Source organism: Corynebacterium sp. CQ3829_602738 (assembly GCF_054478435.1).
The window spans coordinates 414,076-439,382 of record NZ_CM137003.1 but is presented as its reverse complement, the minus strand read 5'-3'; the positions used below and the strand labels follow the sequence as shown (position 1 = coordinate 439,382).

Annotated in this window: 28 protein-coding genes and 1 pseudogene; 12 read left to right on the top strand and 17 right to left on the bottom strand. The window is 65.8% G+C overall.

Features of this window, described 5'->3' with window-relative positions:
• The first annotated feature begins 24 nt into the window (after positions 1-24).
• From ACX1NL_RS02040 to thiD, 3 genes and pseudogenes are all read left to right on the top strand, one after another.
• Positions 25-1,869 (top strand): GTPase, encoded by a 1,845-nt coding sequence (locus ACX1NL_RS02040; protein ID WP_239357242.1) that lies wholly within the window; start codon positions 25-27, stop codon positions 1,867-1,869.
• Positions 1,862-3,454 carry a GTPase gene (locus tag ACX1NL_RS02035; RefSeq protein ID WP_239357243.1) on the top strand — a complete coding sequence of 531 codons (1,593 nt, stop codon included), beginning with the start codon at positions 1,862-1,864 and terminating at the stop codon, positions 3,452-3,454. Before ACX1NL_RS02040 ends, ACX1NL_RS02035 begins: the two co-directional genes overlap by 8 nt.
• Before the next feature lie 22 nt (positions 3,455-3,476).
• Positions 3,477-4,286: pseudogene (gene thiD, locus ACX1NL_RS02030) on the top strand (bifunctional hydroxymethylpyrimidine kinase/phosphomethylpyrimidine kinase); the annotation flags it as partial.
• Here thiD and ACX1NL_RS02025 read toward each other — a convergent pair.
• Both ACX1NL_RS02025 and ACX1NL_RS02020 read right to left on the bottom strand, forming a co-directional pair.
• Complete coding sequence (locus tag ACX1NL_RS02025) at positions 4,274-6,274, bottom strand: sucrose-specific PTS transporter subunit IIBC (RefSeq protein ID WP_458898482.1); 2,001 nt, start codon at positions 6,272-6,274, stop codon at positions 4,274-4,276. The pseudogene thiD and the gene ACX1NL_RS02025 sit on opposite strands and share 13 nt — an antisense overlap.
• 12 nt (positions 6,275-6,286) lie before the next feature.
• Positions 6,287-7,555 carry a glycoside hydrolase family 32 protein gene (locus ACX1NL_RS02020; RefSeq protein WP_458898481.1) on the bottom strand — a complete coding sequence of 423 codons (1,269 nt, stop codon included), beginning with the start codon at positions 7,553-7,555 and terminating at the stop codon, positions 6,287-6,289.
• 18 nt (positions 7,556-7,573) lie between these two features.
• Here ACX1NL_RS02020 and ACX1NL_RS02015 point away from each other — a divergent pair, with 18 nt between their 5' ends.
• The 3 genes from ACX1NL_RS02015 (at position 7,574) to ACX1NL_RS02005 (ending at position 9,612) form a co-directional block, all read left to right on the top strand.
• Positions 7,574-8,440 carry a carbohydrate kinase family protein gene (locus ACX1NL_RS02015; protein ID WP_458898480.1) on the top strand — a complete coding sequence of 289 codons (867 nt, stop codon included), beginning with the start codon at positions 7,574-7,576 and terminating at the stop codon, positions 8,438-8,440.
• Positions 8,441-8,689: 249 nt separating this feature from the next.
• Positions 8,690-8,911, top strand: coding sequence for an antitoxin VbhA family protein (locus tag ACX1NL_RS02010; protein ID WP_181889801.1), 222 nt, complete (start codon positions 8,690-8,692; stop codon positions 8,909-8,911).
• Between the two features lie 101 nt (positions 8,912-9,012).
• Entirely contained in the window at positions 9,013-9,612 is a 600-nt protein-coding gene (locus ACX1NL_RS02005) for a Fic/DOC family protein (RefSeq protein WP_458898479.1), read from the top strand.
• Between the two features lie 213 nt (positions 9,613-9,825).
• Here ACX1NL_RS02005 and glmS read toward each other — a convergent pair whose 3' ends face one another.
• The 13 genes from glmS to rpsJ all read right to left on the bottom strand — a co-directional run bounded on the left by glmS (position 9,826) and on the right by rpsJ (position 19,234).
• Positions 9,826-11,691 carry a glutamine--fructose-6-phosphate transaminase (isomerizing) gene (gene glmS / locus ACX1NL_RS02000; protein WP_458898478.1) on the bottom strand — a complete coding sequence of 622 codons (1,866 nt, stop codon included), beginning with the start codon at positions 11,689-11,691 and terminating at the stop codon, positions 9,826-9,828.
• 103 nt (positions 11,692-11,794) lie between these two features.
• Positions 11,795-13,891 carry a PhoX family protein gene (locus ACX1NL_RS01995; RefSeq protein ID WP_458898477.1) on the bottom strand — a complete coding sequence of 699 codons (2,097 nt, stop codon included), beginning with the start codon at positions 13,889-13,891 and terminating at the stop codon, positions 11,795-11,797.
• Between the two features lie 156 nt (positions 13,892-14,047).
• Positions 14,048-14,332: a 30S ribosomal protein S17 gene (gene rpsQ, locus ACX1NL_RS01990; protein ID WP_181889797.1), complete on the bottom strand. Its 285-nt coding sequence runs from the start codon at positions 14,330-14,332 to the stop codon at positions 14,048-14,050.
• Between the two features lie 2 nt (positions 14,333-14,334).
• Complete coding sequence (gene rpmC, locus ACX1NL_RS01985) at positions 14,335-14,574, bottom strand: 50S ribosomal protein L29 (protein ID WP_085956803.1); 240 nt, start codon at positions 14,572-14,574, stop codon at positions 14,335-14,337.
• A complete protein-coding gene (gene rplP, locus ACX1NL_RS01980) occupies positions 14,574-14,990 on the bottom strand; it encodes a 50S ribosomal protein L16 (RefSeq protein ID WP_181889796.1) in 417 nt (138 codons plus the stop codon). The genes rpmC and rplP overlap by 1 nt, the downstream gene beginning before the upstream one ends.
• Before the next feature lie 3 nt (positions 14,991-14,993).
• Positions 14,994-15,737, bottom strand: a complete 744-nt coding sequence (gene rpsC, locus ACX1NL_RS01975) for a 30S ribosomal protein S3 (protein WP_181889795.1) — start codon at positions 15,735-15,737, stop codon at positions 14,994-14,996.
• The gene (gene rplV / locus ACX1NL_RS01970) at positions 15,737-16,096 is read right to left on the bottom strand and encodes a 50S ribosomal protein L22 (RefSeq protein ID WP_070475001.1); all 360 of its coding nucleotides are present in this window, start codon (positions 16,094-16,096) and stop codon (positions 15,737-15,739) included. Before rplV ends, rpsC begins: the two co-directional genes overlap by 1 nt.
• A 3-nt stretch (positions 16,097-16,099) precedes the next feature.
• Entirely contained in the window at positions 16,100-16,375 is a 276-nt protein-coding gene (gene rpsS / locus ACX1NL_RS01965) for a 30S ribosomal protein S19 (protein WP_018017481.1), read from the bottom strand.
• Between the two features lie 16 nt (positions 16,376-16,391).
• The gene (rplB, locus tag ACX1NL_RS01960) at positions 16,392-17,225 is read right to left on the bottom strand and encodes a 50S ribosomal protein L2 (protein WP_181889794.1); all 834 of its coding nucleotides are present in this window, start codon (positions 17,223-17,225) and stop codon (positions 16,392-16,394) included.
• A 42-nt stretch (positions 17,226-17,267) separates the two neighbouring features.
• Positions 17,268-17,573 (bottom strand): 50S ribosomal protein L23, encoded by a 306-nt coding sequence (gene rplW, locus ACX1NL_RS01955; RefSeq protein WP_070475003.1) that lies wholly within the window; start codon positions 17,571-17,573, stop codon positions 17,268-17,270.
• Positions 17,574-18,239, bottom strand: coding sequence for a 50S ribosomal protein L4 (gene rplD / locus ACX1NL_RS01950; protein ID WP_181889793.1), 666 nt, complete (start codon positions 18,237-18,239; stop codon positions 17,574-17,576).
• Positions 18,236-18,892, bottom strand: a complete 657-nt coding sequence (rplC, locus tag ACX1NL_RS01945) for a 50S ribosomal protein L3 (RefSeq protein ID WP_181889792.1) — start codon at positions 18,890-18,892, stop codon at positions 18,236-18,238. Before rplC ends, rplD begins: the two co-directional genes overlap by 4 nt.
• 36 nt (positions 18,893-18,928) lie before the next feature.
• The gene (gene rpsJ / locus ACX1NL_RS01940) at positions 18,929-19,234 is read right to left on the bottom strand and encodes a 30S ribosomal protein S10 (protein WP_458898476.1); all 306 of its coding nucleotides are present in this window, start codon (positions 19,232-19,234) and stop codon (positions 18,929-18,931) included.
• Positions 19,235-19,825: 591 nt separating this feature from the next.
• Between rpsJ and ACX1NL_RS01935 the strand changes: the two genes are divergently transcribed.
• From ACX1NL_RS01935 to ACX1NL_RS01910, 6 genes are read left to right on the top strand one after another with little or no spacing between them, the layout of a single operon-like run.
• A complete protein-coding gene (locus ACX1NL_RS01935; RefSeq protein WP_181889791.1) occupies positions 19,826-20,368 on the top strand; it encodes an Asp23/Gls24 family envelope stress response protein in 543 nt (180 codons plus the stop codon).
• 3 nt (positions 20,369-20,371) lie between these two features.
• Complete coding sequence (locus ACX1NL_RS01930) at positions 20,372-20,674, top strand: hypothetical protein (RefSeq protein ID WP_181889790.1); 303 nt, start codon at positions 20,372-20,374, stop codon at positions 20,672-20,674.
• Positions 20,675-20,716: 42 nt separating this feature from the next.
• Positions 20,717-20,917 carry a hypothetical protein gene (locus ACX1NL_RS01925; protein WP_181889789.1) on the top strand — a complete coding sequence of 67 codons (201 nt, stop codon included), beginning with the start codon at positions 20,717-20,719 and terminating at the stop codon, positions 20,915-20,917.
• Entirely contained in the window at positions 20,917-21,897 is a 981-nt protein-coding gene (locus tag ACX1NL_RS01920) for an Asp23/Gls24 family envelope stress response protein (protein ID WP_458898475.1), read from the top strand. The genes ACX1NL_RS01925 and ACX1NL_RS01920 overlap by 1 nt, the downstream gene beginning before the upstream one ends.
• A complete protein-coding gene (locus ACX1NL_RS01915) occupies positions 21,881-22,549 on the top strand; it encodes a hypothetical protein (RefSeq protein ID WP_181889787.1) in 669 nt (222 codons plus the stop codon). The genes ACX1NL_RS01920 and ACX1NL_RS01915 overlap by 17 nt, the downstream gene beginning before the upstream one ends.
• Positions 22,546-23,106: a hypothetical protein gene (locus ACX1NL_RS01910; protein ID WP_181889786.1), complete on the top strand. Its 561-nt coding sequence runs from the start codon at positions 22,546-22,548 to the stop codon at positions 23,104-23,106. Before ACX1NL_RS01915 ends, ACX1NL_RS01910 begins: the two co-directional genes overlap by 4 nt.
• On the opposite strand, the gene ACX1NL_RS01905 is transcribed toward ACX1NL_RS01910, so the two are convergent.
• Together ACX1NL_RS01905 and tuf are read right to left on the bottom strand one after the other, a co-directional pair.
• Complete coding sequence (locus tag ACX1NL_RS01905) at positions 23,103-23,783, bottom strand: hypothetical protein (RefSeq protein ID WP_181889785.1); 681 nt, start codon at positions 23,781-23,783, stop codon at positions 23,103-23,105. The two genes, ACX1NL_RS01910 and ACX1NL_RS01905, sit on opposite strands and share 4 nt — an antisense overlap.
• Before the next feature lie 85 nt (positions 23,784-23,868).
• The gene (gene tuf / locus ACX1NL_RS01900) at positions 23,869-25,059 is read right to left on the bottom strand and encodes an elongation factor Tu (protein ID WP_181889784.1); all 1,191 of its coding nucleotides are present in this window, start codon (positions 25,057-25,059) and stop codon (positions 23,869-23,871) included.
• Positions 25,060-25,307: the final 248 nt, after the last annotated feature.

Genomic DNA, 25,307 nt, shown 5'->3' with positions numbered 1-25,307 from the left:
GCGCCGTCTGCCAGAATGGGACGGGTGAATACACCTGTTTCCCACTCGGCTCCAGATGTCCTTCAGGCCGTGCGCGGCGTGCGCGATGCGGTGGCGTACACGGCACTGCCTGTCGACGTCGCTTCCGAAGCCCGCGCCATAGTCAATCAGCTCGACGACTATGTGCTGCCGCGCCTGGCCAACCTCGACGCGCCCCTGCTCGCCGTCATCGGCGGCTCCACCGGCTCCGGCAAGTCCACCATTGTCAACGCGCTGCTGCGCGAGCGGGTGTCTAACCCGGGCGTGATCCGCCCCACCACCCGTCAGCCGGTGCTGGTGGCCAACCCGGGCGACGCGGACTGGTTCAACTCCCCGCAGGTGCTGCCCGGCCTGGCCCGCTCGCACGGCGCGGGCGACGAGCGCTCCACCACCCTGCGTGTCGTGGACACGCCCCGCATCCCGGAGGGCTTGGCGCTTCTCGACGCCCCCGATTTCGACTCCATCGACGACCAGAACCGGGCCCTGGCGTCCCAGCTCCTCGCCGCCGCGGACCTGTGGATCTTCGTCACCACCCCGGCGCGCTACGCGGACCAGCTGGTGTGGAACTTCCTCAACGACGCCGCCGGCCGCGGCATCGAGGTCGTGGTGGTGCTCAACCGCCTCGACGACAAGGCCGCGGAGACGGTGCCAGACGACTTGCGCCGCATGATGAACGACGCGGGACTTTCCAAGGCCACCGTATTTACCGTCCCGTTTGTGGCGGACCTTGGTGGCGAGCAGTCCGGCGAATTCCTGGGCGAGGAGCTGGTCGCACCACTTCGCGAGTACCTGACCACGCTCGCGGACGACACCGCCGCCCGGCGCGACGTGGCCGGCAAGACCGTTGCGGGTGCGGTGGAATCGGCGCTTACCCGCGTGGATGCCCTGGTGGGCCGCCGCGAACGCCAGGAAAACTTTGCCAACCAGCTCGACGAGTCGATCCACGAGTTCTACACCGCCGCGAACCGTCATGTCATCGACGCCACCTCCGACGGTAAGCTGCTGCGCTCCGAGGTGATGGACCGTTGGCAGGACGTCGTCGGCACCTCAGATGTGTTCCGCGGTGTCGAGCGTTGGTTCTCCAGCGCCGTGGACAAGGTGGGCAGCTTCTTCACCGGCCAGCCCGCGCCGCTTCGCGAGGTAGAGACCGAGATCGAGTCCGGCCTGCACGCCGTGATCGTGGATGCGGCCGAGACCGCCGCGTCGCGCGCGTGGTCCCACACCGGTTCGGTGGCCCCGGAGCTGCGCACGGACGCGGATCCGGCGCTCGCCCGCGCCAGCGCGGACATCTCCGACAAGGCCGCGCAGCTAGTGCGCGACTGGCAAAAGGACATGGTGCAGCACATCCAGGACACCGCCGGCGACAAGCGCCAGCGCGCCCGCCTCATGTCGTTCGGCCTGAACGTGGCCACCGTGGCGCTGATGCTGGTGGTCTTCGCCTCCACGGCGGGCATTACCGGCGGCGAGGTGGCCATCGCGGGCGGATCCGCCGTGGTAGGCCAGAAGCTGCTTGAGACGATATTCGGCGAGGACACCGTGCGCCGCATGGTCGTCCAGGCCCGGGAGGACTTGAACCAGCGCCTGGGCGAGCTGTTCGCCGCGGAGCGCGACCGCTACCACGTATTGACGGACCCGCTGCTCGAGGGCGCGACCGCCGAGCAGGTGCGGGAAGCTTCCGCGGAGGCGAAGCGCGCTGTGAACGTGAGGCTCCTTGGGCTCGTCGATAGGCAAGAGGCCCCGCAGCTTCCCGCAAAGCAGGAGGATGTGGAGGAAAGCTTCGAGCGCGGCACGCTGCGCGGGCTGTTTGACCAGCTGCGCGGCAACTTTGGCAAGGGGGACGGCAATGTTTAGGAAGAAAGCTGGCCTGACCGAGCGGCTGCAGGCGCTGGATCAGGCCGCGCAGATCGGCGCACCGTACCTCTCGCCGGGCAACCGCGAGGGCCTCGAGCGCGTGGCGAAAGCCGGCGCGGAACGCCGCGCGCTGTCCGGCGACCACACCGTGGTGGGCTTTTTCGGCGCCACCGGCTCCGGCAAGACCTCGCTGTTCAACGCTGTTGTTGGCGAGGACCTGGGCAAGGCCGCCGCGCGCCGCCCCACCACCTCCTCGCCGCTGGCCGCCATCTGGGAGCCGGACGGCTCCGAGGAGCTGCTGGACTGGCTGGGCGTGGAGGACCGCCGCGCCCGCCAGGGCGAGTTCGCCCGCGGCGCTGGCCCGCTGATCCTGTTAGACCTGCCCGATTTCGACTCGGTGGAGGCGTCCAACCGCGCCATCGCGGAACGCCTTGCCGGCCAGGTGGACGTGCTGGTGTGGGTCTCCGACCCGGAGAAATACGCGGATTCCGTCATCCACGACCAGTTCATCCGCCCGCACGCCAACCACTCCGCCGTGACGTTGGCGGTGCTGAACAAGTCCGACCTGCTCGCCGCGGGAGATGTCGGCACCGTCGCGGACTCGTACGCGGGGCTTTTGCGTGACGACGGCCTCACCAACGTCCAGGTCGTCCCCACCTCCACCCTGACGGGCGCCGGAATCGAGAACCTGCGCGCCGCGATCGCGAAGGTGGCCAAGGCGCACACGGCGCAGACCGCGCGCATCGAGGCGGACATCCGCTCTGTCGCCGAGGGGTATTCCGGGGTGAGGGGTGCCGGAGGCGTCGCAAAGAATGCGAAGCGCGACATGGACGCCGTGCTGGCGCAGGCCGCCGGCGCGGACCGCATCGCGGAGACCACCGCCGCGGCGTACCGCAAGCGGCTGCGCGAACGCACCGGGTGGCTGCTGACCTCCTGGATCACCCGCTTCAAACCCGACCCGCTGCGCCGGCTGGGACTGCGCGAAGCATCCGACGAGATCGGGGTGCACCGCAGCTCAATGCCGGAGCTCGACGCCGCGTCAAAGGCCGTGGCAAACCGGGGCGTGCGCGACTACGCGGGCGCCGTCGCCGACGGGCTGCCGCACGAGTGGTCCGCCGCCGTGGCCGACCGCGCCGAGGAGGTCTCCGCCGGCCTGCCCGCGGAGCTGGACCGCGCCGTCGCCCGCACCACGCTGCCCGCGGAGCCGTCCAAGGGCTGGTCGCTGCTCACCGTGATCCAGTGGCTGGCGCTGCTGGCCGCCCTGGTGGGCGTGCTGTGGTACCTGCTGGTCGCGTTCGTGCCGGGCGTGCTCACTCCCCTGCTCGGCGGCGACCTCGTGCCCGACGTGGAAGGCTGGCCAATCCCGACGCTGCTGATCATGGCAGGGCTGCTCACCGGCCTGGTCATCGGCCTGGTCTCCGCGGTGTTCGGCGGGATGCTTGGCTCCGGGGTCAAGCGGCGCACCCGCTCGGCGGTGCAGAAACAGGTCGCCGAGGTCTCCCAGACCGCGGTGGTGGAGCCGCTGCTGGCTATTCGGGAGGACTACTCCCGCTTCGCCGAGCGCATCGCAGTGGCCGCGGGCTAGTTTCCCGGTACGGTCGGCGAATATGGCACGAATTCCCAGAGTCTTGTCCATCGCCGGCACCGACCCCACCGGCGGCGCCGGCATCCAGGCCGACCTGAAATCCATCGCGGCCGCCGGCGGCTACGGCATGTGCGTGACCACCGCGCTGGTGGCCCAAAACACCCAGGGTGTGCGCGAGATCCACACTCCCCCGCAGTCGTTTCTGCGCGCGCAGCTCGACGCGGTGTTCGACGACGTCGAAGTCGACGCCGTGAAGATCGGCATGCTCGGCGACGTTGAAACCACCAACACTGTGGCCGACTACCTCGCCGCCCACCCGGTGCCGGTCGTGGTGGTGGACCCGGTGATGGTGGCCACCTCCGGCGACCGCCTGCTTTCTGCCGACGCGGAGGAGGCCCTGCGCCAGCTGGTCCGCGACCACGCCACGGTGGTCACCCCGAACCTGCCGGAGCTGGCCGTGCTCACCGGCCAGCCCGAGCCGGAATCGTTTGAGGCGGCGGTGGCCTTGGGCCGCACCTACGCCAACGACGCGGGCGTCAGCGTGCTGGTCAAAGGCGGCCACCTCAAAGGCGACCGCGCCTCCAATGCACTAGTCACCCCCGGCGGCGCCGCTCACGTCGCCGAGGTGCCCCGCGTAGCGACAAAAAACACCCACGGCACCGGGTGCTCGCTCTCCGCGGCGTTGGCAACGCGCATGGTGCTCACCGACGCCAACGCCGCCGCCACCTGGGCATCCGAGTGGCTCCACGAGGCGATCGCCCACGCCGACGAACTTAACGTCGGCCGCGACAACGGCCCCGTGCACCACTTCTACCGCCTCTACCGGCTGGCGGGCGGGGTGTGAGCCTCGGCCGCAGCCGGCTTCGGCTCCACGGAGAACAGCTTGTCGCCGGCGCTGACGCTGCCGGGCAGCAGCAGGCCCGGCAGGACCTCGCCGACCTTCTTCATGTTGGACACCACTACCGGGGTGGTTACCTCGTAGCCAGCGGCCTCGATGCCCTCGATGTCGAAGGTGGCTAGCAGATCGCCCGCGCGCACCTCATCGCCCTTCTTCACCTGCGGGGTGAAGTGCTCGCCCTTGAGGTTCACGGTGTCGAAGCCGATGTGCATCAGCACGTCCACAGGCTTGCCGTCGGAGCCGGTGCCGCGCACCGCGTAAGCGTGGGCGGACGGGAAGGTGACCACCACTTTGCCGTCGAGGGGCGAGCGCAGCTCCCCCACCGTCGGGCGGATTGCCACGCCCTCGCCGAGTTTGGCCTGGGCGAACATCGGGTCGGACACGTCCGCCAGCGGCAGCGCCTCGCCGGTGAGCGGGGCCGCGACCGGCAGCGCGTCCGCCGATGCCTCGCGCAGCGTCGCCGCCGCGGCCGCGTCGGCCCGCGAATCCTCCGGGGCGTCCGGGTCGATGGTTCCCTGCTTGCGCACCAGGTAGAGGCCGTAACCGTACGCGGCCGCGAACGCGATGACGAACGTGACGGCTGCCAGCGCCAGGAACGTGGGCATATCGCCGGGGCGCATGGACACAACTCCGATGAAGCCGGCGGCACCGAGGGCGGTGGCCTTGACGTCGAAAAGCGCAATGAGCATCGCACCAATGGCCGCCGCGCCCATGCCGATGTAGAACGGCCAGCGCAGACGCAGGTTCACGCCGAAGATCGCCGGCTCGGTGATGCCGAAGACCGCCGAGATGCCCGAGGACCCCGCCAGGCCCTTGAGCTTGGCGTTGCGCGCCAGGAAGTACACGGCCAGCGCCACCGCGCCCTGCGCGATGTTGGCCATGGACGCCGTGGGGAAGATAAACGAGCCGCCCTGGTTAAACAGCTCCAGCTCAATCGGCGGGAAGGACTGGTGCAGGCCCGTGATCACGATCGGCGAGTACACCAGGCCGAACAGGAACCCGCCCACCGGGCCGCCGAGGTCGTACAGGCTGGCCAGGCCGTGAATGAGCAGGTCGCCCAGCCAGCGCACGAACGGGCCGACCGCGATGAACGTGATGAACCCGGTGATCAGCAGCGTGGCCAGCGGGGTAATCAGGAAGTCTGCGGTGCCCTTGAGGCGGCGGTGGAACCACTTCTCAATCGTGGCCAAAATCCACGCGACCACCAGCACCGGAAGCACCGCGCCCTGGTAGCCGCCCTGCGCCACCGGGAAGCCGAACAGGTCCCAGTACGGCATGGTGCCCTCCGCCATGGAGGTGGCCACGTCGTAGCCGTTGACCAGCGCCGGGTGCACCATCGCCATGCCCATGCCGGCGCCTAAGTACTCGTTGCCGCCGAAGCGCTTCGTCGCGGAGAAGCCCACCAGCACCGGCAGGAAGGCGAACGGCGCGGACGACAGGACGTTGATGATCTCCGTCAGCCCCTGGATCTGCGGGAACATCCCCACCAGGGATTCGTCGCCGAACAGCCCCTCTGCGGTAAGCACGTTGTTCAGCGCCATGAGCAGGCCGCCGCCGACCAGGATCGGAATCAGCGGCACGAAGATGTCGGAAAACACCTTGATAAAGCGGGTGAACCAGTTGCCCTGGTTCGCCGCCACGCTTTTCAGCTCCTCGGTGGAAACCGCAATGCTTCTCGACGTCATCCCGTCCATCGCCGCAAACACCCTGTCCACGTCGCCAGGGCCGACGATGATCTGGTACATCCCGCCGGTTTCGAACACGCCCTTGAGGTCTGGGTCGTTTTCCAGCGCGGCGGTGTCCGCCAGCGATGAATCCTTCAGCACCATCCGCAGGCGCGTGGCGCAGTGCGCCGCGCCGACGATGTTGTCCTCGCCGCCCACGGCGGACAGCACTCGGCTGGCCACGTCCTTGTGTTGCACGGTTGTTCCTTCCTATTGAGGTGTCAGCGCCGACCACTGCGCCCCACCGGGAGCAAAGACGGCAAAAGAAAACGCGACTTCCCCGTCGCCCGCGGTGCACTCCACCGCCGCGCCGTCCGCGGTAAGCACCAGCTCACCTGCGGCGCACTCGGCCCACCGGATACGTCCTGCCACGTCGACGAACACTGTTCCGCGCCCGTGGCCGTCCGGCTGCCAGGTCACGGTGGCGCCGACGTGTTCCCCCTCTGCGACGAGGTCCGCTGCCCAGGGCGCGTCCCCCAGCGCTACCCGCTCGAGCAGCATGTCGTGGGCGTCCGGGATCTGCAGGGCGGTGGCCAGGTGGCCGTCGATAAGCGAAAGCTCCCTGACCAGCGTGAGCTGATGCACCCACCCCTCCGCGGGGAAGCTGGGGGTGTCGTCGCGCGCGGGCAGCCCCATCCAGCCGAGCATGAGCGCGCCGCCGTTGTTGTCGCTGATGAGCTGCGGCGCGTAGAACTCCGAGCCGTAATCCAGCGGCGTGAAATCCCGCTCAACTTCGAACCGCAGGCCTTCAAGTTTGCCGACGACGTACCCGCACTCGTCCGAATCCGGAAACTGCGGGCAAAACACGAAAACGTCGCGCATCTCGCCCGTGGCCTGATCCCGCATGCGCAGCAGGTTCGGGCACTCCCACATGTAGGCCGAGGCGACGTTGTAGTTCAGGCCCGCGAACTCGATCTCGCCGGCGAATTGCCACCTGTCCAGGTCGTCGGAGGTGTAGAGCACAGCGGCGCCGGTGCCGTTTTCGCGCTGGGCGCCAAGCACCATCCGCCACGTGCCGTCCGGCGCCTGGGTGACGTGCGGGTCGCGGTAGTGCGCGGTGTAGCCGTCCGCGGGGCCATCGATCGCGGGATTGGTGCCGCGGCGGCGGTAGGTTCCGCCCATCGGGCCCTCGATGCCGTCCACGTCCACGATGTTCTGGCTGGTCAGCCGCTTTCCGTCGCGTTTGACGTTGCCGGTGTAAAACAGGCGAATCTGGCCGTCGTGCACCACGCCAGAGCCGGAGTAGCAGCCGTTCTCGTCGTACGACACGCCCGGGTAGAGCGCGTCCGGGAAGTGCCGCCACACGCCTGAGCCCAACGTGGTCACGGCATGCCCCCAGCCGGTGCGTTTGGGCTGGGCGGGAAAGGACGGGTCGTGCTGGTAGAACACATGCAGCTCATCGCCGAGCAACATCATCCCGTTCGGGTCGTTGAGCCTGCCCTGAGGCGCGGTGAGGTGGTGTTTCGGCCGGTACGACATGTGTTTATTCTATGACGCATGATCACCGTGTACGGCGAAGCCCTGGTCGACCTCGTGCCGTCCGCCCCCGGCCCGCTCGCGCCGCTCACCCCGGCGCTCGGCGGCGGCCCGTTCAACGTGGCCCGCGCGCTCGGGCGCTTCGGCTCTCCTGTGGCGTTCCAATCGCGCCTCTCCTCCGACGCGTATGGCGCGGCGCTGCGGCAATCACTCATCGACGAAGGCGTCGACCTCTCGAAATGCCCCAGCGGCAGCGAGCCCACCACCCTCGCAGTGACCGCATTGCGTGACGACGGCTCCGCCTCCTACACCTTCTACGTCAACGGCACCGCGGACCGGCTCGCCCAACCGGTGCCGGTGGAGAGCGGCTACGCAGTGTTCGGCACGTTGTCCCTGGCCCTGGAACCCGGCTCGCTGCGCTACGCAGAGGCCGCGCGAGTCAGCGCCGACAACGGCGCGATCGTGTGCCTGGATCCCAACCTACGGCCCGCGTTTTCCTCGGAGAAGCACCGCCTGTTCCTGCGCGGGCTTTTGGAATCGGTGACGGTGCTGAAGCTTTCCGACGAGGAAGTCGAATTCCTTGGCGACACCTCACATGTGCCCGTTGTGGTGACCACCCTCGGCGGCGAAGGCATCCGCGTGCGCGCACCGTTCGGTGTTTGCGAAGTGCAGGCCCCCGCCGTGGAGGTCGCGGACACCATCGGCGCCGGCGACACCATCATGGCCGCGCTGGTGCACCAGTTCGACGTCCACGGCCTCGACCGTTCCGCGCTGTTGGCGCTGGGCGCGGACGAGTGGCGCGAGATCCTGGACTTCGCCGCCCGCGCCGCCGCCATCACCGTCTCCCGCACCGGCGCCGACACGCCGTACCTGCACGAGCTGGCGTAGGCGCGGATCTGCGCGGGTCTGTGGGGTTCCGGTCTGGCACCGTCTTCTCACCCCCGGCGCGCGGATCTGCTAGTTCCCCGCCCCGCCCTCTTCCAGGTAGCTAGCAGATCACGCTCTTACCGACAACGCCTTTCAACATCACCTGCATAAACAAAAACTTGGACAGTTGATCTGCTAGTGCCGCCCAAAGCGGAACTAGCAGATCCGCAGGGTTCCGCTTCTACTCCTGAACAGGTAAAATGCTGCACCATGACCGACCCGCGCAGTGAAGACCAAAAGGTTGCCGCCGTGAACGCCTCCATGGTCATGGCGGGGCAACCCCTATCAGCCGAGGACGAAGCGCTGCTAAGACGGCAATTCCGTAGCGAGGTCTCCGCCGACGAGGCAGTATTGCTTGTCTTGGAGCGCGAGGGGCTGGGCGATTCGCCACGCGCACACGAACTGCGCCGACGTATCGCCGGCGTGGCCTAAGCATCGTGGCCCGACAGAGCCGGGAAGCACCCGATAACCTGTTTGGGATTTCAGATCCCGCGCAGCTAGAACGCATCGCTGGGAGCCTTGCTACGCAACGGTTGGGTGAGCTCGAGCTCGGCCCTCCCCTCACCGAGTTCACCCGCGAATCACTCCTGCGCACCCACCACTACCTGATGCAAGACATCTACCCGTGGGCCGGCGAGATCCGCACCGAGGAGGTCGGCGCAATGGGAATGGCCATGTGCCGGGCGCAGTACGTCGACACTGAGCTTGACCGGGTCATGAGCCGCATCGCGAAGTTGCCGCCTTCGTCGTCAGAAATCGAGTCTGCGGTGCGGACCGTCGCAGATCACTGGAGCGAGCTCACAATCGTGCACCCGTTCCGCGACGGCAACTCCCGCACACAGCGGTACTTCTTCGATCAGATGCTGCGCGCTGCAGGTTGGGCGGTGGACTGGACGCGTATCGACGCCACCCAGGCACACGCTGCCCGATACGTCGGCGCTGCAACTGCCGATCCCTCTTTTCTCGCTCAAGTACTGCGCCCTGACGTGTTCGCCCCGACAGATCTCCCCGACGGCAGTGGCGCGCTCAGCGAGACGCAGGGCCAAAGAGCAGGCGCAGCTGAGGTCTTCCACCGGATGATGGAGTTCCGCCGCGCGCACCCCGGCGCGGCGTGGTCTCCCGAATCCCACTGAGGCCCGGATCGTCTAGCGGCTCGCTACCGCTGCTATACGATCACGCTGCTAACGACAACTATTTCCAACATCACCTGGGCAAACGCCGCGCCCAACAAATGATCGTCTAGCACTCCTCTATGCGCTGCTAGACGATCCGCGAAACCGGCACAAGAACGGCGCCGGGCCCAGACGAAACCGCCCGAGCCCGACGCCAGGAAAGCGCGGCAAACCCTACTCCACCGTCACGGACTTAGCCAGGTTGCGCGGCTGGTCCACGTTCAGGCCGCGGGCCTCCGCCACGGAGCAGGCGAAGATCTGCAGCGGAATGGTGGAAAGCAGCGGCTGCATCAGGCCGGCGGACTGCGGGATGCGAATGATGTGGTCGGCGTAGGCCTCCACGTCCGTGTCACCGTCTTCCGCGATCACGATGGTCACCGCACCGCGGGCGCGGACCTCCTGGATGTTGGAGACAACCTTGGCGTGCAGGTTATTGCGAGAGCGCTTGGACGGCACGATGATGAACACCGGCTGGCCTTCCTCCACGAGCGCGATCGGGCCGTGCTTGAGCTCGCCGGCGGCGAAGCCCTCGGAGTGCAGGTAAGCCACCTCCTTGAGCTTCAGCGCGCCTTCGAGGGCGACCGGGAAGCCGACGTGGCGGCCCAAAAACAGCACGGACTTCGCATTAGACATGTCCTGGCCCAGCTGCTTGACCTGGCCTTCGTTGTCCAGCACCTGCTGGATCTTGTCCGGCATTTCCTGCAGCTCGTCCACGATCTGGCGGATCTCGTCGGCGTACTTGTTGCCGCGCACCTGTGCCAGGTACAGGGCGAGCAGGTAGGCGGCCACGATCTGGGAGATGAACGCCTTCGTCGACGCCACGGCGATCTCCGGGCCGGCGTAGGTGTACAGCGACGCGTCTGCCTCGCGCGGGATGGAGGAGCCGACGGTGTTGCAGATGGCAATCACCTTCGCGCCCTGCTCGCGGGCGTGGCGCACGGCCATGAGCGTGTCCATGGTTTCACCGGACTGGGACACGGCGACCACGAGGGTGCGTTCGTTGACGATCGGGTCGCGGTAGCGGAACTCGTGGGCGAGCTCCACCTCCGTCGGGATGCGGCACCAGTGCTCGATGGCGTAGCGCGCCACCTGGCCCGCGTAGGAGGCGGTGCCGCAGGCCACGATGATGATTTTGTTGATGGAGCGCAGCACGGATTCGTCGATGCGCAGCTCGTCGAGGATGAGCTTGCCCTGTTCGTCGAAGCGTCCGTAGAGGGTGTCGCGGACGGCGGTGGGCTGGTCGTGGATCTCCTTTTCCATGAAGGAGTTGAAGCCGCCCTTTTCCGCGGCGGTGACGTCCCATTCGACGGTGAACGGCTTGGCTTCGGCGGGGTTGCCGTCGAAGTCGCAGACCTCGTAGCCCTCGGCGGTCAGGGTGACAATCTGGCCGTTGTCCATCTCCACGGCGTCGCGGGTGAATTCGATGAAGCCGGCGACGTCGGAGCTGAGGAAGTTTTCGTTCTCGCCGACGCCGATGACCAGCGGGGAGTTCCAGCGCGCTGCGACGATGCGGTCCGGGTGGTCTGCGTGGATTGCCAGCAGGGTGAAGGCGCCTTCGAGGCGCTGCGCGGTCAGCTGCATCGCGCGGGTGAGGTCGCCGTCTGCTTCCTTGTCGTAGATGTCCAGCAGCAGGGTGCCGGCGACCTCGGTGTCGGTCTCGGAGACGAAGCGGTAGCCCTTATCGACGAGCTCCGCCTTCAACGCCGAAAAGTTCTCGATGATGCCGTTGTGGACCACAGCCATGCGGCCGTCGCCGACGACGTGCGGGTGGGCGTTTGCATCGGTCGGTCCGCCGTGGGTTGCCCAGCGGGTGTGCCCGATGCCGAGCTTGGAAGCCGCAATTGGGTTGTCCGAGATTTCGGCTTCCAGGTCTGCAACTTTGCCGGCCTTCTTGCGGCACTCGATGACGCCGTTGTTGGCAACCGCGACACCGGCGGAGTCGTATCCGCGGTATTCGAGGCGGCGCAGTCCCTCGACAATGACATTTTTCGCGTCGCGCTCAGCGGTGCCGGCGCCTACGTATCCAACGATTCCACACATGGGGAAAAATTTTACTCCAGTTTAGTTGTCTGTAGAAAGTGGAAAACCCGCCACGGGCCACGAGTGTGGACAGCGGCGGGTTCGAGCAAAAGACACCTAGCGTTTAAGCCTTCTCCATGCCGATCTTCTGGCCGTCGGTGCGGAACACCTGAGCAACGGCCGGGCGCGGAACGGAGTTGCCACCGTCGGGCCAGTGGGACGCGGGCTTTTCAAAGGTGGCATCGTCCTCCTCGCCCGGGTGCTGGACGTTGACCAGGACCAGCTCGTCGGTGACGATCGGGCCGCAGGTCTCAGCGGCGTACGGCACGGTGAGGAAGCACAGCACCTGGCCGCGGTTCTCACCCTCGAGGCCGACGGCGTACAGGCCGTCGTTAGTGCCGAGCGCGTTGCCGTCGGTGGAGATCCACAGGTTGCCGTGGGAGTCGAACGCGACGTTGTCCGGGCAGGAAATCGGGGACACTTGCTCCTTGGGGAAGCCGCCGAAGTAGGTCGACGCGGCGTTCGGGTCGCCGCAGACGAGCAGCAGGTTCCACTTGAACTCGGTGCCTGCGTAGTCGTCCTCGATCTCCATGACCAGGCCGTTCTTGTTCTCGCGGATCGGCGCGTACTCGGTGACGTCTTCCTTGCTCTTCTTGGCGTTCTCGCCGGTGGCGCCGCGGTAGCTGTTGTTGGTCAGCGCGACGTAGAGCTTGCCGTTGACCGGGTTGACCTCGAAGTCCTCCGGGCGGTCCATCTTCGTGGCGCCGACCTCGTCTGCGGCGAGGCGGGTGTAGATGGCCACCTCTTCGCCGGTGAAGCCGTCCACGTGGGACTCGGCGGTGCCGTCGGCATGGGCGGTCAGCAGCGGGATCCACTTGCCGGTGCCGTCAAAGTCGCCGTCCTTGGGCAGGTCGCCGTCGCCGGTGATCTCGCCGGCCTCGGAGTTACCTTCGAGGTTGGCGACGTAGAGGGTGCCCTCGTCGAGGATTGCCATGTTGTGGGCGATGTCGCCCTCCTTGACCTTCTTGGAGGAGACGAACTTGTAGATGTACTCGAAGCGCGCGTCGTCGCCGGAGTAGCACACCACGGTGCCGTCCTCGGTGACGTGGACGTTGCCGGCCTCGTGCTTGAAACGGCCCAGGGCGGTGTGCTTGACCGGGACGGACTCCGGATCGTACGGGTTGATCTCAACCAGGTAGCCGAAGCGGTTAAACTCGTTCGGCTCCTTCGCCAGGTCGAAGCGGTCGTGCAGGCGCTCCCACTTGCGCTGCGACGCGTTCTCGGACACGCCGAAGCGCTTCACGTCCGCGGCCGGGCGCTCACCGGTGACGGCGGCGGCGTTGGCCCAGTACTGGTCGATGTTCTCCTCGCCAGAAAGGAAGGTGCCCCACGGGGTCACACCGCCGGAGCAGTTGTTGAAGGTGCCGAAGACCGTGGTGCCGGTCGGATCGGCGGAGGTCTTGAGCAGGTCGTGGCCGGCAGCCGGCCCGACGATCTTGAACTCGGTCTCGCCAGTGATGCGGCGGTTCAGCGGGCCGAACTCGCGCTTGAGCTCACCGGTCTTGGGGTCCTTGGACACCTCGAGGACGGTGTGGCCGTGGCTGGCAATGCCGATATTGATCTGCTCGTCCGTCGGGTTCTCCGGATCGTAGTTCGGCAGCATCTGCGGTTCAGTGGAGTACTCGTGGGAGCAGACGTAGAGCATGCGGTTCTTGTCGGTCGGGTGCTCCATCAGGCCGGCGAAGTCGTTGTTGAAGCCGAACTGGCGGGCTGCAGCTGCGGCGGTCTGGTTGTTCGGGTCGAACTCAGGCGCGTCCTCGTACACCGGGTCGCCCCAGGCGATCAGCACAGAGGTGTCGTAGCCCGCCGGGACGACAACCTCGTCCTTCTCGTTCGGCTGCACGCCGTCGAAACGCATGCCAGCAGCCGGCTTGATCTCAGCCTTCGCGACCTCGGTGCTGGTGGAGGTGGCCGGCGCGGATTCGGTGGTTTCCGCCACATCCTCGTCGACGCCGCAGGCGGCGAGCAGTGCGCCGCCGCCGAGGGTCACGGTGCCAGCACCGAATGCCTTCAGCACGCCGCGGCGGGACATCAGGTCGCCGAAGTACGGGTTGTCGGACTCGTTGGTGCAATCGCCAGCACACGCGTTGCCGCACTTGTAGGTACAGGTCAAAGACGAGCGCTTGGACTGGAACAGCAGGTTAATACCCTTGATAGGCATGAGTTCTCCCAGGAAACGTATACAGAGTTTGGCCTGGAAGAAGTTACTCAACACGAGTAAATGAGCGCCGAAATCCGGGTGAACAGTTGTCAAACACACGAAAATACCCGCCCAACACGAGGTTGGACGGGTACGACGTCGAAAAGCTAGGTGCTCTTAGCGAGCCTTCTCGATGATGTCGACGAGACGGAAGTGCTTGTCCTTGGACAGCGGACGCGTCTCCTCGATGAGGACGAGGTCGCCGATGCCGGCGGTGTTCTCCTCGTCGTGTGCCTTCACGCGGGTGGTGGTACGCACGATCTTGCCGTACAGGGCGTGGGACTTGCGGTCCTCAACCTCGACGACGATCGTCTTGTCCATCTTGTCGGACACAACGTAGCCACGACGACGCTTCTGCACTGCCTTGACCTTGGTGTTCTCAGTCACGTTTGCCTCACTCATGGTTATGCCTCAGCTCCCGTGGACTCCGGGACAACGGACAGGCCGAGCTCGCGCTCGCGCAGCACCGTGTAGATGCGAGCGATGTCGCGCTTCACGGTGGAGATGCGGCGGTTGTTGGTGAGCTGGCCGGTCGCGAGCTGGAAGCGCAGGTTGAACAGCTCTTCCTTCGCCTCAGTCAGACGGGTGCGCAGCTCATCGTCGTTGAGCTCGCGGAACTCAGATGCGGGGGTACCGGTTGCCATTAGAACTGGTCCTCCTTCTTAATCACGCGGACCTTGCACGGCAGCTTCGCGCCAGCGCGGCGCAGAGCCTCGATTGCAGTCTCCTCGTTCGGGTAGGACATTTCGAAAAGAATGCGGCCAGGCTTGACGTTGGCCACCCACTTCTCCACCGGGCCCTTACCGGAACCCATGCGCACGCCGAGCGGCTTCTGGGTCAACGGACGATCCGGGAAGATGTTGATCCACACCTTGCCACCACGCTTGACGTGGCGGTTGATGGCGATACGTGCGGACTCGATCTGGCGGTTGGTGATGTACGCCGGCTCGAGCGCCTGCAGGCCGTAGTCGCCGAAGGTGATCTTGTTGCCGCCCTTGGACACGCCCGTGCGGTGCGGACGGTGCTGACGGCGGTACTTCACGCGCTTAGGGATGAGCATGAATTAGCCCTCCTTCTTCTGCTCTGCACGCTGGCGACGCTGGCCGCCGCGGCGCGGGCGACGGTCGCCACGGCCACCGCGCTCGTTCTTCGGAGCGTTGAGCTCGGACTCGCGGACACCGCCCACGACGTCGCCCTTGTAGATCCACACCTTGACGCCGATGACGCCAAAGGTGGTGTGTGCTTCTGCCGTGCCGTAATCGATCTCTGCACGCAGGGTGTGCAGCGGAACGCGACCCTCGTGGTAGCGCTCGACACGGGACATTTCCGCGCCGCCGAGACGGCCGGACGTCATAACCTTGATGCCCTTTACCTGCGGGTTGCGCATCGCGGACTGGATGGCCTTACGCATGGCGCGACGGAACGCGACACGGTTGACCAGCTGCTCAGCGATGGACTGTGCAACCAGGGTTGCGTCGGCATCGATGTTCTTGACCTCGATGATGTTCAGCGCGACCATCTTGCCGGTGAGCTTCTCCAGCTCGCGGCGGATGCGGTCTGCCTCTGCGCCGCGACGGCCGATGACGATGCCCGGACGAGCGGTGTGGATGTCCACACGCACGCGGTCGCGGGTGCGCTCGATGACGATGTCGGAGATGCCGGCGCGCTCGAGGTTCTTCTCGAGGTACTCGCGGACCTTGATGTCCTCCGCAACGTAGTCAGCGTAGTTCTTGTCGGCGTACCAGTGGGACTTCCAGTCGGAAGTGATACCCAGGCGCAGGCCGTGCGGGTGAATCTTCTGGCCCATTACTTGGCCCCTTCCTTGGACTCGACAACAACGGTGATGTGGGAGGTGCGCTTCCGGATCTGGAAGGCGCGGCCCTGGGCGCGCGGCTGGTAGCGGCGCATGGTCGGGCCCTCGTTTGCGTAGCACTCGGAGATGACGAGCGTGCGCGGGTCCAGGCCGAAGTTGTTCTCAGCGTTGGCCGCTGCGGAGGCGACAACCTTCGCAACGTCCTTGGCAGCACCCTGCGGTGCGTACTTCAGGATCGCGAGGGCCTCGGCAACGTCCTTGCCGCGGACGAGTGCCAGCACGCGGCGGGCCTTCATCGGCGAGACGCGGACAAACTTGGCCGTCGCGGATGCAGTGGTGATGGTGTCAGCCATTGCTTATCGACGTCCCTTCTGTTCCTTGACGTGACCCTTGAAGGTCTTGGTCGGTGCAAACTCGCCGAGCTTGTGGCCGACCATGGACTCGTCGACGAACACCGGCACGTGCTTGCGGCCGTCGTGGACGGCGAAGGTGTGACCGATGAAATCGGGGAGAATGGTCGAACGGCGCGACCAGGTCTTGATGACCTGCTTGGTGCCAGCCTCGTTCTGAGCGTCCACCTTGTTGAGGAGGTGCTCGTCGACGAACGGGCCTTTCTTCAGGCTACGTGGCATGTCTGTTTACCTCCTCTTAGCGCTTCTTCGAGCGGCGGCGCCGCACGATCATGTTGTTGGAATAACGGTTCGGGTTGCGGGTGCGGCCTTCCTTCTGGCCCCACGGCGACACCGGGTGGCGGCCACCCGAGGTCTTGCCCTCGCCACCACCGTGCGGGTGGTCGACCGGGTTCATGACCACACCACGCACGGTCGGGCGCCAGCCCTTCCAGCGCATGCGGCCGGCCTTGCCCCAGCGGATGTTGATCTGGTCGGCGTTGCCGACCTCACCGATGGTGGCGCGGCAGCGGATGTCCACGCGACGGATCTCGGAAGACGGCATACGCAGGACTGCGTAGTTGCCTTCCTTACCCAGCAGCTGGATGGACGCACCGGCGGAGCGGGCGAGCTTGGCACCAGCACCCGGCTTGAGCTCCACAGCGTGGATGGTCGTACCGGTCGGGATGTTGCGCAGCGGCAGGTTGTTGCCGACCTTGATGTCGGCGTTCGGACCAGCCTCGACGACGGTGCCCTGGGTCAGGCCCTTCGGCGCGATGATGTAGCGCTTCTCGCCGTCGTAGTAGTGCAGCAGCGCAATGTTTGCGGTGCGGTTCGGGTCGTACTCGATGTGAGCGACCTTTGCCAGCACGCCGTCCTTGTCGGAGCGGCGGAAGTCGATCACGCGGTAACGGCGCTTGTGGCCGCCGCCGCGGTGACGGGTGGTGATGTGGCCGTGAGAGTTACGGCCACCCTTCTTCGGGAGCGGGCGCAGCAGCGACTTTTCCGGGGTCGAGCGAGTGATCTCCTCGAACGCGGAAACGGAGCTGGCACGGCGACCCGGAGTTGTCGGCTTGTACTTGCGAATAGCCATAATGGTTCCTTTTCTATCGTCCTCTTCGCTGTGCGATAGCCGTTAGGCCGTCGCACCTCCGAAGATGTCGATGGAGTCGCTGCCCTCGCGGAGCGTGACGTAGGCGCGCTTGGTGTCCTTGCGCTGGCCGTAGCCGGTGCGGGAGCGCTTGCGCTTGCCCTCGCGGTTAGCGGTGTTCACCGATGCGACGTCGACGCCGAAGATCTGCTCCACGGCAATCTTGATCTGGGTCTTGTTGGCCGACGGAGCGACGAAGAACGTGTAGGTGTTCTGCTCCATCAGGCCGTAGCTCTTCTCGGAGAGCACGGGCGCGATGATGATGTCGCGCGGGTTCGCGATCTTAGCCATTTACTTCTCCTCCTCCGCAGCGGCGGTAGCGAGCTCCTTGCCGCGGTTGACGAAGGTGTGCAGCGCCTCGACCGAGAACACGACATCGTCAGCGTTGAGTACGTCGTATGCGTTCAGCTGGGTCGGCTCAATGATGTGGACGCCCGGCAGATTCCTTGCGGAAAGGCGGGAGTTCACGTCATCACGGCCGATCACCAGCAGAACCGACTTGCGGTCCGTGAGGCGCTCGATGAAAGCGCGGGCGGACTTGGTCGACGGGGTCTGGCCCGGAACCAGGTCCTCCACGATGTGGATGCGCTCGTTCTGTGCGCGGTTGGTCAAAGCGCCTGCGAGGGCAGCCTTGATCATCTTCTTCGGGGTGCGCTGCGCGTAGGAACGCGGCTGCGGACCGTGCACGGTGCCACCGCCGGTGAAGTGCGGCGCACGGGTGGAACCCTGGCGTGCGCGGCCGGTGCCCTTCTGGCGGAACGGCTTCTTGCCGCCGCCGGAAACCATGCCGCGGGTCTTCGTCGCGTGGGTGCCCTGGCGAGCTGCAGCAAGCTGTGCGTTCACAACCTGGTGCATCAGCGCCACGGAAGCCTCGCGGTCGAAGAACTCGGCCGGGAGATCGACAGAGCCCTTGGTGGCTCCGTCAGCGGTGTGGACGTCAAGCGTCAGGTTCGTCATGCGTGAGCACCGCCCTTCACTGCGGTCTTGACGGTGACAACGGAACCCTTTGCGCCCGGGATGGCGCCCTTGATCAGGATGAGGTTGTTGTCGCCGTCGATGCGTTGGATCTTCAGGTTCTGGGTGGTAACGCGGTTACCGCCCATGCGGCCTGCCATGCGCGTGCCCTTGAACACGCGGCCCGGGGTTGCGCAGGCGCCGATGGAGCCCACGCGGCGGTGCGCAGCCTGGTTACCGTGTGCGGCACCCTGGCCGGCAAAGCCGTGGCGCTTCATGGCGCCGGCGTAGCCGTGGCCCTTGGTGGTGCCGGCGACGTCCACGTAGGTGTCGCCCTCGAAGATGGTTGCGTTGAATTCCTGGCCGAGCTCGTAGCCCGAGGTGTCCTCCATGCGGATCTCGGCGACGAAACGGCGCGGGTTCACGCCGGCCTTCTTGAAGTGGCCGGCCTGCGGCTTCTTTGCCTTACGGGGATCGATGTCGCCGTAGGCGATCTGGATGGCGGAGTAGCCATCGGTCTCAGGGGTACGGATCTGGGTGACCACGCACGGCCCAGCTTCGACGACGGTAACCGGGATAACACGGTTGTCCTCGTCGAAGATCTGGGTCATGCCGAGCTTCTTGCCCAGAATGCCCTTGATCTGGTTCTCAGACATGTTGTTAGTTCTCCACTACTTACGTTGGGGATTGCTCTACTGGATGTTCACGTCGACGCTTGCCGGCAGGTCGATGCGCATGAGCGCGTCCACCGTCTTGGGCGTCGGGTCGAGAATGTCGATGAGGCGCTTGTGAGTGCGCATCTCGAAGTGCTCGCGAGAATCCTTGTCCTTGTGGGGAGAACGAATAACGGCGTACACGTTCTTCTGGGTGGGCAACGGCACCGGGCCCACGACGCGGGCACCCGTGCGGGTGACCGTCTCGACGATCTTCTTCGCGGATGCGTCGATCGCCTCGTGGTCGTAAGCCTTGAGCCTGATGCGGATCTTCTGTCCCGCCACGCTTACCTCTTCCTCGCATCCCCACGTTCGTCCTTATTCTCTCCCGCTCATTTCGAGCGGAGTGAGAAACGGGCGAAGCGGTGGGGTTTGTAGCTTCTAGTTTCTCTATAACGTTGTCCGGGCTGGGCCCTTGGCTCAACGCCAGTGTCGTTTCTGACTGCCATGACACGTCCGGAAGGTGACCGAGCAAATTCATGCTGTTTCAGTGCTTCCGCCAAGGCGTGCCCGTCTATAAGCACATGCCTGGGTGTCAGACTCGGAAGGGCGCGTGACCCTTGCGTACTGCCGCTGTGAATTTGCCATGGCCCTTCTCCGGTTTCTTCCGGTTGGAAGGTGTCATGTTTGCCTGGCCACCGGCCGGTTTCATCCGGCCCATGTCAAGGCAACCCGGGTATTAAAACACAAGGTTGCAGGAAGCACAAGCCCCGCTTCACGACGAACCTCCGGCGAGCCCACAAATATTGCAACTTGGTATCACCTTCTCCTCACCCCAGCCCGGGCGATGAGATCTGTGTACCCTTTATTTCCAGACCGTGCGCCTCACATCCGGAGGTCACGGATGCACAGTATTTACAGATTGAAAGGACCGTCATGGCCGACAAGAACGTTAACGAGACCTCTGCAAACACCGCAAAGACCACCGGCGCTAACACCCCGGCGTCCTCCTCCACCGCAGTGGAGCCGGAGCAGGTCCGCCCGCGCAACGAGAACCTGGAGACCGAGCACGGCTCCACCGTCATCGACGACAACGTTGTGGGCAAGATCGCAGGCATCGCTGCCCGTGAGGTTTCCGGCGTGAACAACCTGGGCGGCGGCGCTGCCCGCATGTGGGGCGCTGTGCGCGAGTCCCTGACCTCCTCCACCAACGTCCAGCAGGGCGTCAACGTGGCGGTCGAGGACGGCCACGCTTCCGTCGCCGTCGCCATCATCGCCGAGTACGGCGTGGCCATCCACGAGCTGGCTAACGCTATCCGCGAGAACGTCACCGTCGCCATCACCCGCATGACCGGCCTGATCGTGGACCGCGTGGACGTCACCGTGCACGACGTGCACCTGCCGGAGCAGGAGGGCGCCGAGCAGCTCGAGGACACCAACGCGAACTACCAGGCTGTCAACCAGCCGATCAACCAGTAAGCCATGGCGTACACCCCCGTTAGCCGCGAGGTTGCGGAGGGCGTCCGCGATGCCGCCGTCGCTGTCGACGGGGTCGCCGCATTGCACGGCGGCCGCGTCGGCGAGATTGCGACCTACCTGCCCAACACCCGCATTGAAGGCCTGAAGGCCATCTCGCGGGACGGCCGAACCGGTTTTGAAGTCCACTTCGTCTTCGACGTCGCATCCGGCCGCAAGGTGCAGGACGTGGCCGAGGATGTCCGGGCGGCTGTTCTCGGCGCATCCGATGCGGAGTTCGTGGACGTTGTCGCAGGCGACGCGCAGTAGCGCTGCCCGCCCCAACCTCATAACCCGAAACGTGGTTTTATTATGAATCTTTTTGCTAACAAGGCGCTGACCGGCATCCTCATCGGTGTTGTAATCGCCTTCTTTGTCACCTTCGGCGGTTGGCCGGGCCTGCTCTGGCTGCTGCTGTTCACCATCATCGGCGGGGTTGTCGGGGCCCAGCTCGACGGCCGTCTGGACCTGTCCGCGGCCCTGAGTAACGGCACCGGCAGAGGCCGAAGCTAATGGATAATTCCTTCTACCACGTCAGTGAGCGCACCATCGAGCGCGTCGCTGAGGTGGCAGCTGCGGCGGTGCCGGGATGCCGGACCATCGACGCAAAGCTGGCCGGGCTCGCGGGACGCAGCTTCCCGCGCATCCACGCCCGGCTGGACCAGGCGACGGGCACAGTGGCGGTGGACACCGAGATTGCCACCTCCTACCCCGCCCCGGTAGCTGCCATCACCGACGCTGTGCGCGCAACCATCATCGCGCACATCCGCACGTTGGTGGGCCTGGACGTCTCGCGCGTGAAGGTCACAGTGGCCAATGTGGAAACCCTCCCCGACACCGGCCGCGTGACCTGGGACCAGCTGGCGGAGCACGAAGCCTTCGTGATCCCGACCCCCATCGAGGTCTCCCCGACCCGCGTGGAGCACCCCGTGACCAAGCCACTCGAGCAGCTCATGCCGATCGAGGCGCGCTCGCTCGTCGAAGACATGCGGGATGTGGTCGTCCCCGCCCCAATCGAGGTGGAGCACCCGGACCAGCCGGAGCCGGTGCGCACGTTTACTCCGGAGACCCCGGAGCCAGTGCGCACGTTCTCCCCCGAGGTGCCGGAGCCGCAGCGCCTCGTTGCCATCCACACCTCTCCGACGGAGGCGCGGGTCCCGTTCCCGCCGGAACCGGTGCAGCCGTGGTCGCCGCAGGCGAACGAGCTTGTCGCCCGCCATCCGCAGCTGCCCCCACTGCAGGCGCTCAAGCCTGTGGACGTCCAGCGTTTCGCCCAGCCCCGCAAGGTGCCGCTGCCGCGCCGCGCTCCGCTGAAGGAGATCACGGTCAACCGCCCGCCGCTCAAGCCCATCGTGGTGGAGCCGGTGGCGCGCGCCCCGATTTCCTCCGCACCTGGGCCGCAGCCGGTAGTGGTGCCCACGGCGCCCGCGCCGAAGCCGCTTAAGCAGATCACGATTGAACCGGTGGTGAAGTACTATGACCGCTCCCGCTAACACTGCACCCCCAGCTCAAGCAGTGGGCCCGCACCCGGGCGACGAGCCGCTGGGCAACCCGGCCTCGCGCTGGTTCGCGGTGCTGATTAGCCTGCTGCTGCTCGCGCTGGCTGGCGTCGCGGCGCGCGACCTGTGGTACCACTTCTACGGCGACGAGGCCCCGTCGGACTCCTGGCTGGGCCGCACCTGGGACTTCCTCGGTTCCTTTGAGGCCGATGTGACGGCAGTTGTCGTGGGCATCATTCTGGTGCTGCTCGGCCTGATCCTGTTGTTCTTCACGTTCAAGCCGCGCCCGCACGGCTACGTGCGGGTGAACTCCCCCGCCTCCATTTGGACCCGCCCGGTGGACATCGCCCGCAAGGCCACGTTCACCACCCGCGGGGACCTCGGCGGTGAACAGGTGAGCACGAAGGCGAACCGCAAGAATGTGAAGGTGCAAGTAGTCGACGACGGATCCGGCGCCGCCATGCAGGAGCGCATCACCCAATCCTTGAACGGTGAGTTCCATGCCCTGCAAACCCCGCCGGCTGTGTCGGTGAAGTTGCTGCCCAGCCCTGCTACGCAGCAATCGACTGCCCAGCGTTCAGGCGCGCCTCAGACCACTACGGAGTCCGCGCCCGCCACCACGACGACCCCGGAGGTGACGCGATGACGAAGACACTCAGCTTCTTCAACCGACTAGTGCTCTTCCTGCTCAGTTTGCTGTTGATCGCCGCTGGCCTTTTCCCGGTCGCCGAGTACTGGCAGATCCCCTACCTCGTCGACGCGGCCGACTACCTCGACCGCACCCGCCTGATCGACCTGGCTTACCAGGACCACTACGTCACCGCGCTGATCATCGGCGCTGTCGTGGCGGCAATCCTGGGCCTGTGGATCCTGCTGGCGAACATCCGGTCCCGCGCGTTTTCGAACCGTGGCATCCTGCCTGCGGATCCGGAGCACGGCGAGACTGTCATCAACGTCCAGCGGGTTGCCGAGGCAGCGTGCTCCTCCCTGGAGGACGCCAACGAGATCCGCCGCGCGTCCAGCAAGGTGGCGATGGTGGGCCAGCGTCCGACCGCGACGTTCACCGTCTTTGCCAACCCGGAGTACCCGCTCGATGATGCCGTGCGCATCATCGAGGCCGCGGATCAGGACTTCCGCATGGCTAATCACACCATGGACATTGACTCGGTGTGGAAGCTCCAGCTGGATCGGATTACCGCCTAGCGTTCCAACTCCAGCACGAGCTGCACCAGCCCCAGCGAGACCGGCATCCCGCCGCCCGCTGGGGCTATTTCCATCTCCGCACCAGGTTCGCAGCGCAGAATCTCGCTCCAGGCGATACGTTTGGTGTCCACTGCCCGCCCGTCTACCCGCCAGAGGCGGATGCGCTGCCCCACCACGGCTCGCGCGCCGTCGCTGAATTGGACCAGCCAGCGCCTACTGCCCACCGCCGATTGCGCGATGCTTATCGACGCCTCCGCTTCCCCCGCAATCCGCTCCACCAACGACACTATCCCCAGGCGGTGCTCCACGCCTTCCTCGTCGGAGACGACTAACGGAAGACCGGGGCCGGTCTTGCGCATCCCGCCCATCCGCCACACAGATGGCATACGTTCGGGATCGGTGCCGCTGCGCACCACCACGTAGCCGCCCGTGATGGTCACCAGGTGCGGCGGGTTGAGGGTGGTGATGGTGTGGGGGCCGGCGGTGGCGTCGATAAGCGAAGGATGCTCGCGCTCCATCGCCGCAAAGAGCTCCATGGTCTCGTCGTCGGTTGTGCCCCACCCTAGGCCGCGGTTTTGCAGCACGCCGATGAGCTGGGCGAAGTTCAGGTCCGGCTGGCCCTCCCAGGCACGCTGCAGCGCCTGGGTCAGGCGTGGGATTCGGGTGGGGTCGTGCACGCATGAGAGCCTAGCGCATGCGAAAAGCCGCCTTCCCCGGCGGGGAAGACGGCTTCTACGTCAGCTGGTTACACCAGGTCTGGAATTAGTCCAGGATCTTGGTGACGCGGCCAGCACCGACGGTGCGGGAGCCCTCGCGGATAGCGAAGCGCAGGCCCTCGTCCATAGCGACCGACTGGATCAGCTCGACGGACATCTCGACGTTGTCGCCCGGCATGACCATCTCGGTGCCCTCCGGCAGCTTCACAACGCCGGTGACGTCGGTGGTGCGGAAGTAGAACTGCGGACGGTAGTTGTCGAAGAACGGGGTGTGGCGGCCGCCCTCGTCCTTGGACAGGACGTAGACGGAACCCTCGAACTTGGAGTGCGGGGTGTAAGCGCCCGGGTGGATGACAACCTGGCCACGCTCGACGTCCTCGCGCTTCAGGCCACGGAGCAGCAGAGCTGCGTTGTCGCCAGCCTCAGCGGTGTCAAGAAGCTTGTTGAACATCTCGATGGAGGTGACGGTGGTCTTCTGGGACTTCTCGCGGATACCGATGATCTCGACCTCGTCGTTGAGGTTGAGCACGCCACGCTCCACACGACCGGTAACCACGGTGCCGCGGCCGGAAATGGTGAAGATGTCCTCGATCGGCATCAGGAACGGCTTGTCGGTCTCGCGCTCCGGATCCGGGATGGAGTCGTCGCAAGCCTGCATGAGGTCGATGACGGACTGAACCCACTTCTCGTCGCCCTCGAGAGCCTTCAGAGCGGAGATGTGGACGATCGGAGCATCTTCGTCGTACTCCTGCTCGGCCAGCAGCTCGCGGACCTCCATCTCGACGAGCTCGATGATTTCCTCATCGTCGACCATGTCGCACTTGTTCAGAGCGACGAGGATGTACGGAACGCCGACCTGGCGAGCGAGCAGCACGTGCTCGCGGGTCTGCGGCATCGGGCCGTCGGTAGCAGCAACCACGAGGATTGCGCCGTCCATCTGAGCAGCGCCGGTAATCATGTTCTTGATGTAGTCGGCGTGGCCCGGGGCGTCCACGTGAGCGTAGTGGCGCTTCGGGGTGTTGTACTCCACGTGGGAGATGTTGATGGTGATGCCGCGCTCGCGCTCCTCCGGAGCCTTATCGATTGCGTCGAAGGCGAAGGCCTTGTTCTCCTCCGGGTAAGCATCTGCCAGCACCTTGGTGATAGCGGCGGTGGTGGTGGTCTTGCCGTGGTCGACGTGACCGATGGTGCCGATGTTCACGTGCGGCTTAGTGCGCTCGAACTTTTCCTTTGCCACTGTTGTCCTCCTGGACTTCATGGTGACTACGACCTTCGCAGCCACGTGGTTTACATACGCCCCGGCCCGCGCCCAGCGTAGGGCACGGATACGGGAGCCATTTCACAATGTGCCAGTTACAAGATCCTAGGTTTCCAGCGGCCGTTTTTCAAACCGGCCTTGCCGTTTCCCCCGGATCGACCTAGAGGGTAACGGCCGGCTCAGACACCGCCCGGTTAGTGGGCGGTTCCTCAGCGCGGCCGCTGCCC